The 16,286-nt window shown below is 41.0% G+C and carries 10 protein-coding genes and 1 pseudogene; 1 reads left to right on the top strand and 10 read right to left on the bottom strand.

Annotated features, from left to right (window positions below; genetic code table 11):
- Nucleotides 1-248 precede the first annotated feature (248 nt).
- The 10 genes from IEX94_RS05225 to secA form a co-directional block, all read right to left on the bottom strand.
- Nucleotides 249-3,338 carry an AAA family ATPase gene (locus IEX94_RS05225; protein WP_188856317.1) on the bottom strand — a complete coding sequence of 1,030 codons (3,090 nt, stop codon included), beginning with the start codon at nucleotides 3,336-3,338 and terminating at the stop codon, nucleotides 249-251.
- Nucleotides 3,339-3,361: 23 nt separating this feature from the next.
- A complete protein-coding gene (locus tag IEX94_RS05220) occupies nucleotides 3,362-4,513 on the bottom strand; it encodes an exonuclease SbcCD subunit D (RefSeq protein WP_188856316.1) in 1,152 nt (383 codons plus the stop codon).
- Nucleotides 4,514-4,591: 78 nt separating this feature from the next.
- A complete protein-coding gene (locus IEX94_RS05215) occupies nucleotides 4,592-5,788 on the bottom strand; it encodes a PDZ domain-containing protein (protein WP_188856315.1) in 1,197 nt (398 codons plus the stop codon).
- Nucleotides 5,789-5,992: 204 nt separating this feature from the next.
- The gene (locus IEX94_RS05210) at nucleotides 5,993-7,453 is read right to left on the bottom strand and encodes a S41 family peptidase (protein WP_188856345.1); all 1,461 of its coding nucleotides are present in this window, start codon (nucleotides 7,451-7,453) and stop codon (nucleotides 5,993-5,995) included.
- Between the two features lie 703 nt (nucleotides 7,454-8,156).
- Complete coding sequence (locus tag IEX94_RS05205; RefSeq protein ID WP_229782578.1) at nucleotides 8,157-9,575, bottom strand: murein hydrolase activator EnvC family protein; 1,419 nt, start codon at nucleotides 9,573-9,575, stop codon at nucleotides 8,157-8,159.
- Nucleotides 9,576-9,624: 49 nt separating this feature from the next.
- Entirely contained in the window at nucleotides 9,625-10,518 is an 894-nt protein-coding gene (gene ftsX / locus IEX94_RS05200; protein WP_188856314.1) for a permease-like cell division protein FtsX, read from the bottom strand.
- Nucleotides 10,508-11,194 carry a cell division ATP-binding protein FtsE gene (gene ftsE / locus IEX94_RS05195; RefSeq protein ID WP_188856313.1) on the bottom strand — a complete coding sequence of 229 codons (687 nt, stop codon included), beginning with the start codon at nucleotides 11,192-11,194 and terminating at the stop codon, nucleotides 10,508-10,510. Before ftsE ends, ftsX begins: the two co-directional genes overlap by 11 nt.
- A 284-nt stretch (nucleotides 11,195-11,478) precedes the next feature.
- The gene (gene cccB, locus IEX94_RS05190; protein WP_188856312.1) at nucleotides 11,479-11,847 is read right to left on the bottom strand and encodes a cytochrome c551; all 369 of its coding nucleotides are present in this window, start codon (nucleotides 11,845-11,847) and stop codon (nucleotides 11,479-11,481) included.
- Between the two features lie 169 nt (nucleotides 11,848-12,016).
- Nucleotides 12,017-13,118 (bottom strand): peptide chain release factor 2 gene (gene prfB, locus IEX94_RS05185; RefSeq protein ID WP_229782577.1). Its coding sequence is split into 2 segments (ribosomal slippage): nucleotides 12,017-13,045 and nucleotides 13,047-13,118, totalling 1,101 coding nucleotides; the frame shifts between segments, so codons are not numbered across the junction.
- Between the two features lie 83 nt (nucleotides 13,119-13,201).
- Complete coding sequence (gene secA / locus IEX94_RS05180) at nucleotides 13,202-15,718, bottom strand: preprotein translocase subunit SecA (protein ID WP_188856310.1); 2,517 nt, start codon at nucleotides 15,716-15,718, stop codon at nucleotides 13,202-13,204.
- Nucleotides 15,719-15,931: 213 nt separating this feature from the next.
- Here secA and IEX94_RS05175 point away from each other — a divergent pair.
- Nucleotides 15,932-16,250 (top strand): annotated as a pseudogene (locus IEX94_RS05175) (MGMT family protein).
- Nucleotides 16,251-16,286: the final 36 nt, after the last annotated feature.

Below are 16,286 nucleotides of genomic sequence, written 5' to 3'. Positions count from 1 at the left end.
GGGAAAAGCACGTGTCCAGACCTGAGCAGGAAGCGGTTTTCTTCCGAGGCAGACTAAGAACGCTCTCGTATGTGGCAACGTCTGACATTAACGTCCTGTGCGTCGAGGCTGAGGCAGTGCCGTGCCCGTGGAAAGCATCCGTCCGCCGGGCAACTGAACGGTAATCAGAACGCAAAAAAACTGAAAGAGCAAAACACGTACGCTGGATGAAAGCGGGAGTTCCTAAAGTTGGGAAGAATGGTGGTGTATCATTTTAGTACAAAGGCTGTTTCGCTGTGGCCTTGTTTGGTTTTTTTGACTTCCAAGATGGCTGGGAAGATTTCTTTAAGCTCTTTGACATGGGAAATCACACCGATCATGCGACCTGACTCCATGAGATCAACGAGGGTGTCGACGGCTTTCGCGAGAGCATCTTCATCAAGCGAACCGAATCCTTCGTCGATAAACATCGTATCAATCGCAATACTCCCCTGGAAACTCTGAATCACGTCAGACATCCCTAAAGCAAGGGATAAAGCTGCATTGAATTTCTCCCCACCGGACAATGTTTTTACATCTCTTGTTACCCCGGTATGGTTATCATATACATCAAGCGCAAGTCCGCTCTGTTTACCATGCGTCTCTTGTCTGTCACTTCTCGTTAAATAATACTGGTTATTGGAGAGCTTCTGTAACCTATCGTTGGCAGAATGAATGATTTGCTCCAAATATTCCATTTGTAAAAAGCGTTCAAAAGAAATTTTCTTGTTGTTTTGTCCGCGCAGCATATCATGTACATCGGAAATAGCGGAAACAAGCTGTTCCTTCTTCACTAATGCCTCTTCTGCTTCCAGAATCTCTTCCTTTCGCGTGAGCGCACGATTTTGATAGTCACGAGCTTCATTAAGCTGTTTGAACGTCTCTTCGTATTGTTTCTCCAGTTCATCCAGCTCTTGCTTCAATGCATCTAAATCCTTTGGTTCTTTTCCTTTTAAGCTTGCCGTCAGCTCTTTCGTTTGCTTAGAAAGAATGGCCAGTTGCTGCTTGAATTCCGTCAATTCCTGTTTCAACAGCCGTTGTTCTTCGCTCGATAACTTGGCTTTGAAATACGCATCTTCTGATTCAAATCCCGCTTCTGTTAACTTCTCGCGGAACGCTTTACTTGCCTCTTCCACTTTTAATGTAATTTCTTTAAATTGCTTTTCTGTATGCAACGTATGCGTTTCGCTCTTTGTATATGCCTCTTTCTTTGTTTCGAGCAACTTTTGGGCAGAATCCCACGCTTTTTCAAGTTGATCTTTTTTATCTTGGGTCATTTTAATTTGGTTTTTCAATACTTTTAAATCCGTTAATGATTCCGGGATATCTCGAAGTCTATCTTCAAGGAGTGCCGACTCCGTCTTATACTGCTCACGCAATGTGTAATGCTTGTCTTTCAGTTGATTATAGAGCGGCTCTAGTTCCTGTTTGATTCGGACATATTTCTCTTCTTCCTCTTTTTTTTCTTTTCTTTTCTTTCTAACTACATTATATTCTTCCACTTCAATTCGTACTTGTTTACCAGTGGCAACGAGCTGTTCATAAAAGGTATTGATCTCTTCCCCAGCTGTTAGCTCCGTTACTTCCTCTAATATTTCATTCTGTTGAGTTTTCTTTGCCTCAAGTTGAATGCGAATTTGATGATACGCTTTTTCTTTCTCTTCAAAATTGCTTTTCGCAAGCTGAAGTTCCTCTGTTGTCACCGTTTGTTCAGCACTAGCTGCAATTTGTGGATGTTCTAAACTTCCACATACCGGACACGGTTCGCCGTCATGAAGATGTCCTGCCAACACGAGCGCTTGATTACTAAGCCATAACGTTTCTTTTTCCTGATAGTTTTCCTTCGCTTCATTATATGTGTTGATAATGGCAGTTGCTTTATTCTCTAATTTATTAATCTCCCCAGTTATATTTCTATAGCGCTCAAAAATTCTCACCTGATCCTTCAGCTGCAAATACTCTGCTTGTTTATCACTTAACTTCTCGATACGATCATCTAGGTTGCTAATTTCACGGCGATATTCCTCATATGCTTTTTCAGTTGACACAAGCTGTTTCTCTGTCTCTTCCATCTTTTGTTTTATCTCTTGGCCACGACTTTTAATTTGATTAATTTTTTGTTTCGTTTCTTCAATTCCTTGAACAACAGGTAGAATTTTCTCTAGCTCGTTCAATTCTTTAGCAACTTGATCTCTCTCCGTTTTCCTATTTTCTTCCGCTTTGAAAGTTGCTTCTGCTTCTTGTAATTCTTTTTTCGCTTGCTCTAGTTGAACTTTTGCTTGTTTGAGATTTACACTTGTCGATTGTTCAACTTTCACTGCTTGTTCCCGTTGTTGCTCAAAAAACAGCAGGCTATTTGCCTCTTCAGCAGCTTGTAAACGTGTTTCTTTCTCTTTAAATTCCACTTCCCTCTCGTTTAACGCCTTTAGCTGTTGTTTCTTCTCCTCTAGTTCACGGAAGCGTTCATTGAGATGTTCGGCTTCATGGTATTCGCTTTGCCGTTTGTTTCTCAGTTCATAGGCTTGCTTGTGTTTCTCTTCTCCACTAGTGACTTGTTCCGCGTAAAAGCTTGCCTCTTCTTCTAATGCTGCAGCAACTTGATTACTATTCGGATACTCCGCTTCCAACAATTCGCTCATAAACGTATCCGTCCGTAATGGAAGATAGGATGAAATACCTTGAATATAATCATTTCTAATTTGCAGTTGCCGTTCATAATCTATTTTAGCTTGGTCGCGTTTCTCCTTTAATACCTTATTAATTGATTGATAGTTTTCTGTTTTGAAGAGTCTGCGTAGAATCGCTTCTTTATTCTCCGTATCTGAGGTGAGGAGCTTACGGAATTCCCCTTGAGGCAGCATGACGATTTGCTTGAACTGATCTTGTGTTAGCCCAATTAATTGCTCAACCCGCTCATTCACTTCCGAAACGATTTGCCTATCAACGCAAGGAACTTCTTCTCCATCCTTCTGTACGAAAAAGAAAATATCATCACCCGTTTTCGACTTGTTTCCTCGCTTCACATGACCAAGCTGTCTCCGGATCCTGTAGTGTTTCCCTTTTAGCTCAAACTCCAATTCAACCGCAGTATGGACATCATCTTTGGCAAAATCACTGCGGAGCATTTTTGACTCCCCACGATCTTGTCCGCTTGCTGTTCCATAGAGAGCAAAGCAGATCCCGTCAAATATTGTCGTCTTACCAGCCCCGGTATTGCCGGAGATAACGAATATATCATTGCCCTCAAGCTCTTCGAAGTCCACCGTTTCCGTATCTTTATAAGGTCCAAATGCTGTCATCGTTAATTTTAATGGCCGCACTTTCTTTTCCCCCTTTATTTCTATTATTTATCTTCATTCATAATCGCTTCAAGTGCTTCTTTGAAAATATTCTCTGCCGCATCACCCGGTGCTTCCCCTTTTACTTCCTCATAAAAGGCACGGAACAATTCTAGTTCTGTCATTTTTCTTCGTTCCTGAATTTGCTCTGAATCATCGGATAAATGGAGGGCGGAGTAATATTTTCGTTCAACATGCATCGCGTTCGGATAAACGGAGCGGATTTTTTCCATTGGAGAAAGCACAGGAGTTTCATCTAACAATCGGACAAACACATAATCTTCATTTACGGATTCAGCTAAAATGTCTTCTATAAAACCTTCTACCGTATACATATCCCGCCTTGGAATAAGCAAACGTTTTTCCAACTCGACTTTCCCTTCTCCGTCCAGCGTCACGACGTAAAACCCCTTCTTATGATGTTCCTCGGATATAGAATATTTCAGTGGGGAACCGGCATAACGAATCGTTTCGTTCGCGACATAATGGGCTTGGTGCAAGTGTCCGAGTGCTGTATAATTAAAATCTTTATAAATCGTTGCATCCACATACTCAGATCCCCCGATAGATAATGGCCGTTCCGATTCACTCGTATTCTCCGCTTCTTCCCCAAACGGTGTAACAAAAGCATGGGCAATTGCAACATTCCGCGTATTCGGTGGGATGGACGCTTTGATTTTCTCAATAATTTTTGCCTGTGCATCATTATGATTACGGATCGAATCGTCTTCATATAAATTACGGATCATGCTTGGATCCGCATAAGGAATTGGGTGGAAATATACTTCACCAAATTCATCTTCCAATACAACTGGTTTGTAATCTTTTTGTAATCTACCAATCATATGGAATCCATTCTGTTTCATCAAGCGGCTGCCGAAATCCAGTCTACTCGGGCTATCATGGTTGCCTGCTATCGCAATAACCGGCACATCCAAATCGAGAACGATGTGGTGCAGAACGTCATCAAGCAACTGCACCGCTTCCGTCGGCGGAACGGCTCGGTCATACAGATCACCTGCAATAATCACAACATCCGGTTTCTCTTCTTCAACAGCCTGCACGAATTGTTTTAATATGTATTTCTGATCTTCTGTCATATAAACACCTTGGACAAGCTTTCCTAAATGCCAATCTGCTGTATGAAAAAATTTCATCTTGTTTCCTCCCACTTTTCTCCTATTATAAGAGGCATTCGTATGGTCCAACCACGAATGCCTCCCATAGTAATTTACTTACGAACCTTCAACAAGAATTTCTTTCGTACGGTGTGGCGCTTCAATAAAGAGCAATCCTAACTGGTAATGGTCACTTTCATAGAATGCACTCTGGACAAACCGCATTTCTCCATTATCATCAAGGATCTCCAATTTAAAATAAGCACCGGCCGCTTGAAGCCCTGCATAGAATTCATCTGAACTGTTTATTCGTTTATCATTTATTTTTGTGATAACCTCGCCTACTTGAATATCCAAGCGCTCAGCAGGTGTACCAGGGATAATCCCAAGAATGCGCAAACCTTGCTGTTCTGGTTTGAATAAGGCATTATGTTTTTTGTCCCAGGTACGTAGTCGATACGTTATGAACTCTCTTCCAAAAATAGCAACTACCAATGCAACAGGAGACAGTCCCTTAAAGAAATAGCCGACTACAGAAATAATCATAACTACGATGCCAAGCCACAAAATCTGTTTCCCCAGCTGCTTTCCTCTAACAGAAGCGACATTCGCTCGAATCCGGTGGGAAAACCCGAGAAGAAAAGGAAAGAGTATAATCCCATAACTCTCTCCACCAATCGGAATGAGTGGCCAATAAGGAGCAAAACTCTCTAACGCCCCACCTGGTACTAGGAAGAACAATGGAATCATCGCCATTTTACTTAAGTGATGCTCTCCTATCCAAATACCCCGTTCACTTTTAACTAAGCGTGGAAATGTCTCTCCCCGCCTCACGCGACGAACATAAATCGCCTCTACAACGAGCATGACACCAAGCAAAAATGTGAGACCAATAAAATTATTTTCCGCAAAATAAGCTACGGGAATAATGTCTTGTTTCTCCAGCAGTGAAGGTAAAAAAAGTAAGACGATATAGGTAAGCCCAACCGTATAACTTGCCGATAATAATGTAAATCGTAAATTCAAAGATAATAGAATCATCATGAAGCTCAGTATAATTAGCGAACCATAGGAAAATACAACTCCCGCTCCTATGAAAATAAGCGATATAAGAATTCCAGTTAAAACCGCCGGTAGCAACGTTCGTCTCCATTCACTGAATAAATCAAAGACCTTCACCCCGAACTGTTCCCTTTCCATCTTAATCCGCTTGTAACCAACTAAAAAGATCAATATAAATATCCAATACAACAATGGATTAAGAAATAACTTTAATATCCCTACCCCAAATTCCTGAAACCATAATTCAACCAAGCAAACCACCCTTTACGTATGGATTCTCCTTATAGTATACCATGAAAAGTGGGACATGGGGTCAGAGCATTTGTCCCAAAAGCTTAGAAAACTTGGTTGTCACCAAGCCTTACGGTGACAACCTTAGTTGCACTTATACAGTAAGAAAGGATTTATACTTATCTTTCTGCAAAAAAAGGCTGGGTCCCCCCAGCCTCTCCTGTCTTACTTATATAGTTCTTCCAATGCCTTTTCTAATTGAACATCATCTTCACCGGAACGGATACGCTCGATCACTCTCGTATCTATTAATCCAGCTGTTTCTTCATCGACTTCTCCTGTTGCTGAGAGATCATTATCTTTCTGGAATTGTTTTACAGCTTCTTCCGTCTGTTCATTAAAGTAGCCATCCATTCGTCCAGGATCATAGCCGATTCCATCCAGCATGAGCTGTATATTCGCGATGCCAGGATCCGTGTCATCCAACCCAAACGGCTCCTCAATCGAAATCGGATTAGCGTAATAATAATCCGGCTGATCTACGGGTATATTCGGCTCTACCCCTACCTCATTAATCCACTCTCCATTAGGAGATAACCATTTGAATGTCGTTAATTTAATCGAACTGCCATCACCTAGTGGAACTGCTGTCTGAACTGTACCCTTTCCGTAACTTGTCTGACCGACAATATCATAATCAAGTTCTTGTAATGCAACCGCAAGAATTTCAGAGGCAGATGCACTACCCTCATCAATTAACACACTAATTGGATAATCCTTTGTTTCCTTCAAGTCAGAATGAATTGCTTCGATATTTCCATCCGCATCTTCTATTTGAATGAAAGGAAGATCTTCAGGTACAAATAATGCTAACATATCTTCAACTACATTTAATAATCCACCTGGATTCCCACGAACATCGATAACTAAACCATCCAAACCATTATCTTCCAAATCACTTAGATGTTCTATAAATTCAGTTGCTGTGTTCTCGGAGAAATTTGTAATTTCAATAATTCCTGTTGTTTTTCCATCTATTGTTTCTGTATCACTATAGACCGTTTCTATCGGAATGGTATCCCGGACAATGACCACTTCAAAAGGATCACCTGCTGCACGAATAATCTCTAATGTTACTTCTGTTCCTTTTTCTCCACGAATTTTAGCGACAGCTTCATTTAAATTCAGTCCATCGAGATCTTCGCCATCAACAGTAAGAACTTGGTCATTCGGTCGTAAACCGGCTTTCTCTGCAGGTGAATCCTTGATTGGGGAAACAATCGTTACAACGCCATTCACCATACTAACTTCTGCTCCGATTCCTTCAAATGAAGATTCTATCTGCTGATTAAATTCATCCATTGATTCAAGGTTCAAATAGGATGAATGAGGATCTTCCAATGTGGCAAGCATTCCCTCAATTGCACCTTCAACCAATTCATTACCGTCAACTTCTTCAACATAATTTTCTTGAATGAGGGCATAAGCTTGCTCTACCTTTTGCAAATCACCGGTGAGTGATTCTGATTTATCACCGTTTAGTTTTTCTTCCAGATTTTCTCGGCTTGCAGTTTGCTGTCCACTATCTTTATCGCCGGCTATTGAAATGCCTGCATAAGCACCAAGAAAACCGAGCAATAGCGCAGCGGCTAATAAAAGAACTATTTGTAATTTGTTTAATTTCATCATTCCACCTCAAATTTCTTCCGTCCGTTATAGAAAAGCATACCATTATATCTCTTTCATGACTATGCACAAGACTTCGCATTGATGAAATTCTTTTACAAGACCATCGCGAAATATAATGACCCAACTTTCTCATCTTCGTATACAGGATATTCTAACATGAACTGTAAATTGCTTTCATTCAGCGTAAGTGCAACTTCCTTCTGGAGGTCCGCAGTCCAGACACCTCTCGCTTTCCGCGGGCGGCCGGCAAGCCTCCTCGGGCTAACGCCCTGTGGGGTCTCGCCAGGCCTATCCTCCCGCAGGAGTCTCGAGGTGTCTGGACTGCTCCGAGGGAAAGCCTAACTTGGTACACTATTTTTCATTTTAGTAAGAGGACACCTATCATGGTGGGATATTTTCCATTAATAATAATCCTCTCTACAGTTCAGTTGCCCGGTGGACGGTGACTCCTGCGGGAATAGCACGAGTCCGGAGACCCCGCAGGGCGTTAGCCCGAGGAGGCTTCGGCTGTGCCCGCGGAAAGCATCCGTCCACCGGGCAACTGAACGGCGGTTAGAGTTCTAAACTAAAGGAACGAGCAAAGACACTTACGCTGAATGAAAGCGATGATTAGTTAGGTGTGAAAGTTACGTCAGGATTATTACTTTAATCAGTATGAAAAAGGTATCGTAACGATCACGATACCTTTTTCTTCTTTATATTATCTTAAAAATGGCATTGGGTCTACTGGATTACCGTATCCGCCAGGGTGAACTTCGAAATGGAGGTGAGGACCAGTGGAATTACCTGTATTACCTGTCGCTCCAATTACTTGACCTTGAGTAACAGCTTGTCCAGATGAGACATCTATTCTGCTCAAGTGCGCCATGACCGTTGTATAGCTTTTACCATCTATGTAGTGGGAAATCATGATGACATTTCCAAAGCCACCCATCGTACCGGCTGTACTTACTACTCCGTCCGCTGGAGCAACCAATGGCGTTCCAGTACCTACACCAAAGTCAACCCCTGCATGCAAACGAGAAACATTAAAGATTGGATGGTTTCTCATACCGAATCCTGAAGTAAGGCGACCATTTGCAGGGTAAATAAAGTATCCCCCTCCAGTATTTCCGGATTCAACTTTTGTTTCCGGTGCAGATGCGACTTTATTGCTGTTGTCATTATTAGTGTTGTTATTATGTGATTCGCGCTCTTGTCTTTCTTGTTCTGCTTTGCGGCGCTCAGCTTCTTGACGCTTTCTTTCCGCCTCTTCTTTTGCTAACTGCTCCAATTCTCCGACCTTTTGTTCCGCAAGGGCAATTGCTTGAGCTTGAGCTTTCTCCTCGGCAGCAAGTATCGCATGTTCTTCTTCAATCGTCAGCTTAATTTCTTCCAAGTTTTCTTGTTCTTTTTCAAGCTTCGCCATTAACGTTTTTCTTTCTTTCTTTTGATTGTCCAGTTGGTCTTTTAAAGCAAGAAGTTCTGTCTTTTGAAGCTCTAACTCTTCTTTTTTCGCTACGACAGTATCTTTTTTCTCTTCCACTTCTTGTTTATGTTCTGCAAGCAACTGTTTATCAGCAGCTTGTTCTTCCATAATTTGTTTATCCTGGTCCATGATTGTATTTACTGCTGATGTACGGCTAATAAAATCTACAAAGCTTTTAGAACCAAAAATGACTTGGATTAACTTAATTTGACCACCGTTCTGTTGAATAGAGCGAAGGCGATCTTTTAATAATGCGTCGCGCTTTTCAATCTTATCTTCCAAAACCTCAATCTCTTTCGTAAGAGTTCCTATCCTCTCGGTTAAGTCATCGATTTCATCGTTTGTCGCCTTTATCTCGTTCTCTTTCGTGTCAATTTTATTCTGTGTTGTCGCAAGTTCATCATCTATATCCAAAATCTCATTTTCAACTGATTCTTGTTCGCTTAAATTTTCATTGATTTTCGTTTCGGTATCCTGTTTGTCTTTATTCAGGCTATTTTTTTCCTCGGATATTTTAGATTTCTCTTGTTCATGTTCGTTGATCTGTTCTTTCAAGTCATCGATTGACTCTGCAGAAACTGGAGTTCCTGCTGTAACTGCAGTTGATAGTAAAGCTACTGCTGTCATGCTGGATAGGATCGATTTCTTCAATTCATACTTCTCCCTTCATAATAATAGCTTCTGGTCATCTCACTATCTCTTAAACTTTCAAGAATTTACGTACACTCATTACACTTCCCCAAACACCGATCGTTGCACCAATGAGCAGGATGCCAAGTGATAAATACCAAGCAAATGGATTAAAATCCAATATCTCTACGAAACTAATATTAATTTGACTTGCGAGGTTTTCGGCTATGTAATGATAACCGAATAATACAACTGCAATCGGAATAATAGAACCTAGTAGACCGAGCAATAATCCTTCCACAAAAAATGGCCAACGAATAAATCCATTAGTAGCACCAACAAGCTTTTGAATGGAAATTTCCGTACTTCTTGCAATGATGGTGATTTTTATGGTGTTGGAAATGAGGAATACTGCGGTGAGTACTAATGCAGCAACCAACACAAGCCCGACGATTCGTGCGTAATTATTAAACTCAAACAATTTATCTACAATATCCTGACCAAATGTTACATCATAGACATGGTCAAGTTCTTTTATTTCTTCAGCAATTCCTTCTGTCTCCTGCGGGGTTTCCGCTTTGACGACGTAGGCATGGTTTAACGGGTTATCTTGTTCAAATAATTCCCAGGCCCTTCCTTCCTCTCCTAAGCTAGTAGTCAAACTTTCTAGTTCTTCGTCATTAGAAGAAAAGTAGACATTTTCAACACCATCCAGCTGTCTGAGTTGGTCTCCTAAGGCAATGACGTCATCATCTTCTGTTGTTAAATCAACAAGCACTTTAATTTCAACATCTGATTCGATATTTTTCGCAAATTCATTAAGGTTGAGGACGATCGCGAGGAATACACCGACGAGAATCAACGTTGTCGTTACGGCCCCTATGGAAGCAACGGTCATCCAACCATTCCGGAAAATGTTCTTCGCTCCCTCTCTCAAGTGGCGCAAAAATGTTCTAAACTTCATAGCCGTATTCACCTCGTTGTTCATCTCTTACAATTACACCGTCTTCAATCGCGATTACTCGCTTTTTAAATGTGTTTACAATTTCCTTACTGTGGGTAGCCATAATTAAAGTAGTTCCTTTATCATTAATTTCTTCAAATGTCTTCATAATTCCCCAGGATGTTTCTGGATCCAGGTTTCCTGTCGGTTCATCTGCTATAACAATACGCGGGCGATTTACAATGGCACGCGCAATCGACACACGCTGCTGCTCCCCACCGGAAAGCTCTGCGGGGAGAAACCGTGCTTTATTCTTCAAGCCAACTTCTTCTAATACTTCCATTACTCTTGTCCGGATTCCTTTTGGTGTTTCTTCAATAACTTCAAGCGCATAGGCGACATTTTCATAGACTGTTAATCTAGGTAAAAGCTTAAAGTCTTGGAAAACAACACCTATTTCCCTTCTTAAGTAAGGGACTTTTCTTTCTTTCAATTTACTTAAATCAATTTCATTTATAATGATATTTCCTTTAGTCGGTTTCTCTTCCCGATAAATAAGCTTAATAAAAGTAGATTTTCCAGCTCCACTATGGCCTACAATATATACAAATTCACCTTGTTTGATATCAACATTAATTCCGTTTAGGGCAGCGACCCCATTCGGATACGTTTTATACACATCTTCCATCAAAATCATTTATGTATCACCTTTTATTTATTTCAAATTATTTTTGTTAGTAGTTAACCTTTATAGATTCCTTAGCTATTATAACATCAATAAGTGCATTTTTTAGACATAAAATTATTACATTTATGTTTCAAGCATGCCATTTCATGTAATGTTCCTGGTAAAGTTAGGATATTTTGTCGAAAGGAAGGCGTGACAATGAGACGAGGTGATATTACAGAGGCATAATAATATAGACAAAAATAAAAGCCCGACTCACGAGATGCGAGCCGAACTTTTTCATTTGTTTGTTACTACTGTTCTTCCAACCAATTCACTAATGCGTCAAGGTCATCTCCAGACACATCTTGTGCTGGCATTGAACCTGTCCCATTTTCAACAATGTCTTTAATTTCATCGCTGGAGTATCTGCTTCCTACGTCTGTTAAATCAGGACCTGCCCCGCCGGATAAATCTGCTCCATGACACATTGCACAGTTAGCCTGGTAAATTTCCTCACCAGCAGCAGTGTCTACAGCATTGCCGTTCTCGGCTGGTTCTTCTGTACTTGTGTCGCCATTGTCTGCCGGCTCTTCATTATCATTATCAGCGTTATTTCCGCCACCACAAGCACCAAGAACTAATACTGCTCCAAATAGTACTGCTAATAACCACTTCTTCATACATAAATCCCCCATTCATATTGTGTAATAAGTTTATCAATAGTATTATATCCTATTGCTAAATTTTTAAAACCCTTTTTCATCTGAAGTCTGTGAACAAAAATCAACATTTTCCTTATTTAACCAAAAACACGGGTACTTTCTTCTGCTTTTTTTATTATTTTTCCGTTTACTGGATCTGGGAACGTAAATAAGCATCAATAAATAAATCGATTTCCCCGTCCATTACTGCCTGTGTATTTCCAATTTCTACATTTGTCCGGTGGTCTTTTACCATCGAATATGGATGGAAAACATATGAACGGATTTGACTGCCCCAACCTATTTCCTTTTGTTCCCCGCGAAGGGCTCTCAGTTCCTGCTCCTGTTTCTCCACTTCAAGCTGGTATAGTTTGGATTTTAACATTTTCATTGCAGATTCCCGGTTTTTAATCTGGGAACGTTGGTTTTGACAAGTGACGACAATATTTGTCGGTAAATGGGTAAGACGGACGGCTGAGTCAGTTTTGTTTACGTGCTGACCACCCGCACCACTTGCCCGGTACGTATCAACTTTGATGTCTTCATCTCGCACTTCAATCTCAACATCATCATCCATTTCCGGTGTGACATCACAGGAAACAAAGGATGTATGACGTCGACCTGACGAGTCGAAAGGTGAGATACGCACGAGACGATGAACGCCTTTTTCTGTTTTTAAATAACCATAGGCATTATGCCCTTTGATGAGCAAGGTTACGCTTTTCACTCCTGCTTCATCACCCGGTAAGTAATCAAGTGTTTCAACCGTAAAACCATTTTTTTCCGCCCAGCGCTGGTATAGTCTTAATAACATGCTTGCCCAGTCTTGGGATTCGGTTCCCCCTGCCCCCGGATGCAATTCTAGAATCGCATTCTTCGCATCATAAGGTTCACTAAGCAGCATTTCCAGTTCAAATTCGTTTATCTTTTCCATATATGTTTCCAATTGTTCATTTAAATCTTGGAATAATTCCTCATCTGCTTCTTCTTTAACCAGTTCGTAGGAAATTTCAAGATCTTCCAGTGTTGCTTCCATTTTTTCAAATGATTCAACTTGGTATTTCAAGCTATTCGTTTCGTCAATGACTTTTTGTGCGGCCTTTTGGTCGTCCCAGAATGCCGGGTCTGCCATTTGTTGTTCTAATTCACTTATACGAGCACGCTTGTCATCTAAGTCAAAGAGACCCCCTGAAAGCTTCAACTCGTGAAGTTATTTTATCCAATTCATTTCTGATTTCCGCTAAATCCATGACACATCACCTCATAAAAAGTTTAGTTTAAAAGGAAAAGAACGAGGTCGGAATCGCCATGTCTCCTACCTCGTTAAAGTTCTTTAGTTTTTACCGTGACAATTTTTATACTTCTTGCCGCTGCCACATGGGCATGGGTCATTTCGGCCGACTCGGTTTTCTTTTATAACAGGTTTACGTACCTTTTTCTTGCCGTCTTGCCCCCCGTGGGCAGCTGTCGTATTTTTCACGACTTCTTCCCGTTGTAGGTTCTCACGAATTTGTGCTTTCATGATGAATCTTGCAACTTCATCTTCAATGGAATGAACCATTTGCTCAAACATCTGGAATCCTTCCATCTGGTATTCACGGAGCGGTTCTGTCTGTCCGTATGCACGCAGGTGAATTCCTTGACGGAGCTGATCCATTTGGTCGATATGATCCATCCATTTCGAATCGACCGCGCGAAGTACAATAACCTTCTCGAACTCGTGGAACTGATCCGGTTCTAACTCTTCCCGCTTCTCATCATAGGATTGTTGTACTTTCTCCATGATGAGTTCTTTCATTTCTTCCGGTTCTTTACCCATTAAATCTTCTTTCTTAATCACTTCGGGACTTAATAAATTCGCGTGAATATGCTCTATAATCGCATTGATGTTCCATTGATCCTCATCATCATCCTGTGTATGGGAATCAATTACCCGATCTACCGAAGAACGTATCATATTCATGATAATTTCAGTTAAGCCGTCTTCAGCATCGATCACTTCAAAGCGCTGTTTATAGATAATTTCCCGTTGCTCACGTAGAACGTCATCATAGGAGAGAATTGTCTTCCGCGCATCAAAGTTATTTCCTTCAACTCGTTTCTGTGCAGATTCTACTGCACGGCTCACCATTTTACTTTCGATCGGTTGATCCTCATCCATTCCGAATCGGTCCATCATAGCCCGGAGGTTATCTGAACCGAAGCGGCGCATCAATTCATCTTCCATGGAGAGATAGAATTGTGTTACACCAGGATCTCCTTGACGGCCAGAACGTCCTCGTAGCTGGTTATCAATCCGTCTCGATTCATGACGTTCTGTTCCAATTACCGCAAGACCGCCAAGTTCAGGAACACCCTCTCCAAGCTTGATATCTGTTCCACGGCCTGCCATGTTCGTTGCAATCGTTACAGAACCTTTTTCTCCGGCGTTTTCAATAATTTCCGCCTCACGGTAGTGGTTCTTTGCGTTAAGCACTTCATGTCGAACGCCAGCTTTTTTAAGCATTTTTGAAATCAATTCGGAAGTTTCAACAGCTACCGTACCGACAAGCACAGGCTGACCAGCTTGATGTCGTTCTTTAATCTCTGCAACGACTGCGCGGAACTTCGCTTCCATAGATTTATAAATCAAATCGGGACGGTCTTCCCGGATAATAGGCTTATTCGTCGGAATAACGATGACATCCATATTATAAATATTACGGAATTCTTCCTCTTCCGTCTTCGCAGTACCTGTCATCCCGGATAACTTGTTGTACATCCGGAAGTAGTTTTGGAAGGTGATGGATGCTAAGGTCATACTTTCATTTTGAATTTGTAGTCCCTCTTTAGCCTCAATCGCTTGATGCAGGCCATCACTATAGCGACGACCTTTCATTTTACGTCCAGTGAACTGGTCAATGATAACGACTTGTCCTTCCTCTACCATATAATCATCATCGCGATGCATAGCCACATGGGCTTTTAATGCTTGGTTAATATGATGGGTTAAGGAAACATTATCCAAGTCAAACAAGTTTTCGATATTGAAAAATCGTTCCGCTTTGTTAATACCTTCTTCTGTAAGTTGGACACCTTTCGTTTTCTCATCATAGGTGTAGTCTGTTTCTCTATTTAATGTTGTTACAAAACTGTTCGCCTGAGTATAAAGCGATGCAGACTTCTTAGCTGCTCCTGAGATGATTAACGGTGTTCTCGCTTCATCAATCAAGATCGAGTCGACCTCGTCAATGATAGCAAAGTTAAGTGGCCGTTGTACCATCTGTTCCTTATAAAGGACCATATTGTCCCGTAAGTAGTCGAAACCGAACTCATTGTTTGTTCCATACGTAATATCACATTGGTAAGCTTCACGCTTCTGTTCTTTCGTGTAGCTGTTTAAGTTTAATCCAACGGTTAGACCGAGAAAACTATATAGTTCACCCATTTCATTTGCGTCACGCTCTGCCAGATATTCGTTAACGGTAATAATATGGACACCATTTCCTGCTAGAGCATTTAAATATGCCGGCATAGTGGAAGCTAAAGTCTTACCTTCCCCTGTCTTCATCTCGGCAATGTTTCCGCCATGAAGGGCAATTGCTCCCATAATCTGGGACCTGAATGGGCGCATGTTCAACACTCGTCTTGATGCTTCACGCACTACGGCATAAGCTTCTACGAGTAGGTCGTCCAACGTCTCGCCTTTTTCAATTCTTTCTTTGAATTCTTCTGTTTTATTTTTCAATTCATTATCTGAAAGCTTCTCCATTTCTGGTTCTAAAGCTTCTACTTCGTCTGTACTTTTTTCAATTCGTTTAACTTGGCGCTTATTACCATCGCCAAATATCTTTGTCAAAAATCCTGCCATATATTATACGCTCCTCAATCTAATCAATACCTTAACACTATAATCATAACACTATATGTCAAAGCCTGACAACAATCAAGGGCGAAAACAACCGTTGCGATACGGCATTTGCGATAAATGATCTTGCCCGAGAGTATTCCGGAAGCATGATATTTTGACGAGAGGGATTTAATGGTATACTTTTTCATAAATAAAATGTACGGGGAGATTCGCATGTTACGATTTACAGAAAAGGTAATCCAAATAATAATAGAAATTCCAAATAGGAAAGTAATGACATATGGGCAAATAGCCGAAATTGCCGGATCCGCGAGCAGCACGGCAAGTTGCTCGTATTCTTCATAAGATAAGCAAAATATATAACTTACCATGGCATCGAGTTATTAACACCAATGGTTATATTGCTCCAAAAGAATATGAACAATACTATGAACAGCTTTTGTCTCTGGAAGCAGAAAGAATTGAAGTTGATTCTACAGGGAGAATGGATATAGAGAACCCCCTCCCGCTTAAGGATTTTGCATGGATATAACTAGTGGATTTCCGTAAATCCCAGGAATGAGAAAAA

The sequence above is a fragment of the Oceanobacillus indicireducens genome (assembly GCF_014647195.1).
Classification (GTDB): Bacteria; Bacillota; Bacilli; order Bacillales; family Amphibacillaceae; genus Oceanobacillus; species Oceanobacillus indicireducens.
This window is presented reverse-complemented; position numbering and strand designations above follow the sequence as displayed.

What these genes read in the sequence shown, in the direction of transcription:
- IEX94_RS05220 (WP_188856316.1), bottom strand. Translation starts at nt 4,513, where the DNA reads ATGAAATTTTTTCATACAGCAGATTGGCATTTAGGAAAGCTTGTCCAA.
- secA (WP_188856310.1), bottom strand. Translation starts at nt 15,718, where the DNA reads ATGGCAGGATTTTTGACAAAGATATTTGGCGATGGTAATAAGCGCCAA.
- cccB (WP_188856312.1), bottom strand. Translation starts at nt 11,847, where the DNA reads ATGAAGAAGTGGTTATTAGCAGTACTATTTGGAGCAGTATTAGTTCTT.
- ftsE (WP_188856313.1), bottom strand. Translation starts at nt 11,194, where the DNA reads ATGATTTTGATGGAAGATGTGTATAAAACGTATCCGAATGGGGTCGCT.
- ftsX (WP_188856314.1), bottom strand. Translation starts at nt 10,518, where the DNA reads ATGAAGTTTAGAACATTTTTGCGCCACTTGAGAGAGGGAGCGAAGAAC.
- IEX94_RS05210 (WP_188856345.1), bottom strand. Translation starts at nt 7,453, where the DNA reads ATGAAATTAAACAAATTACAAATAGTTCTTTTATTAGCCGCTGCGCTA.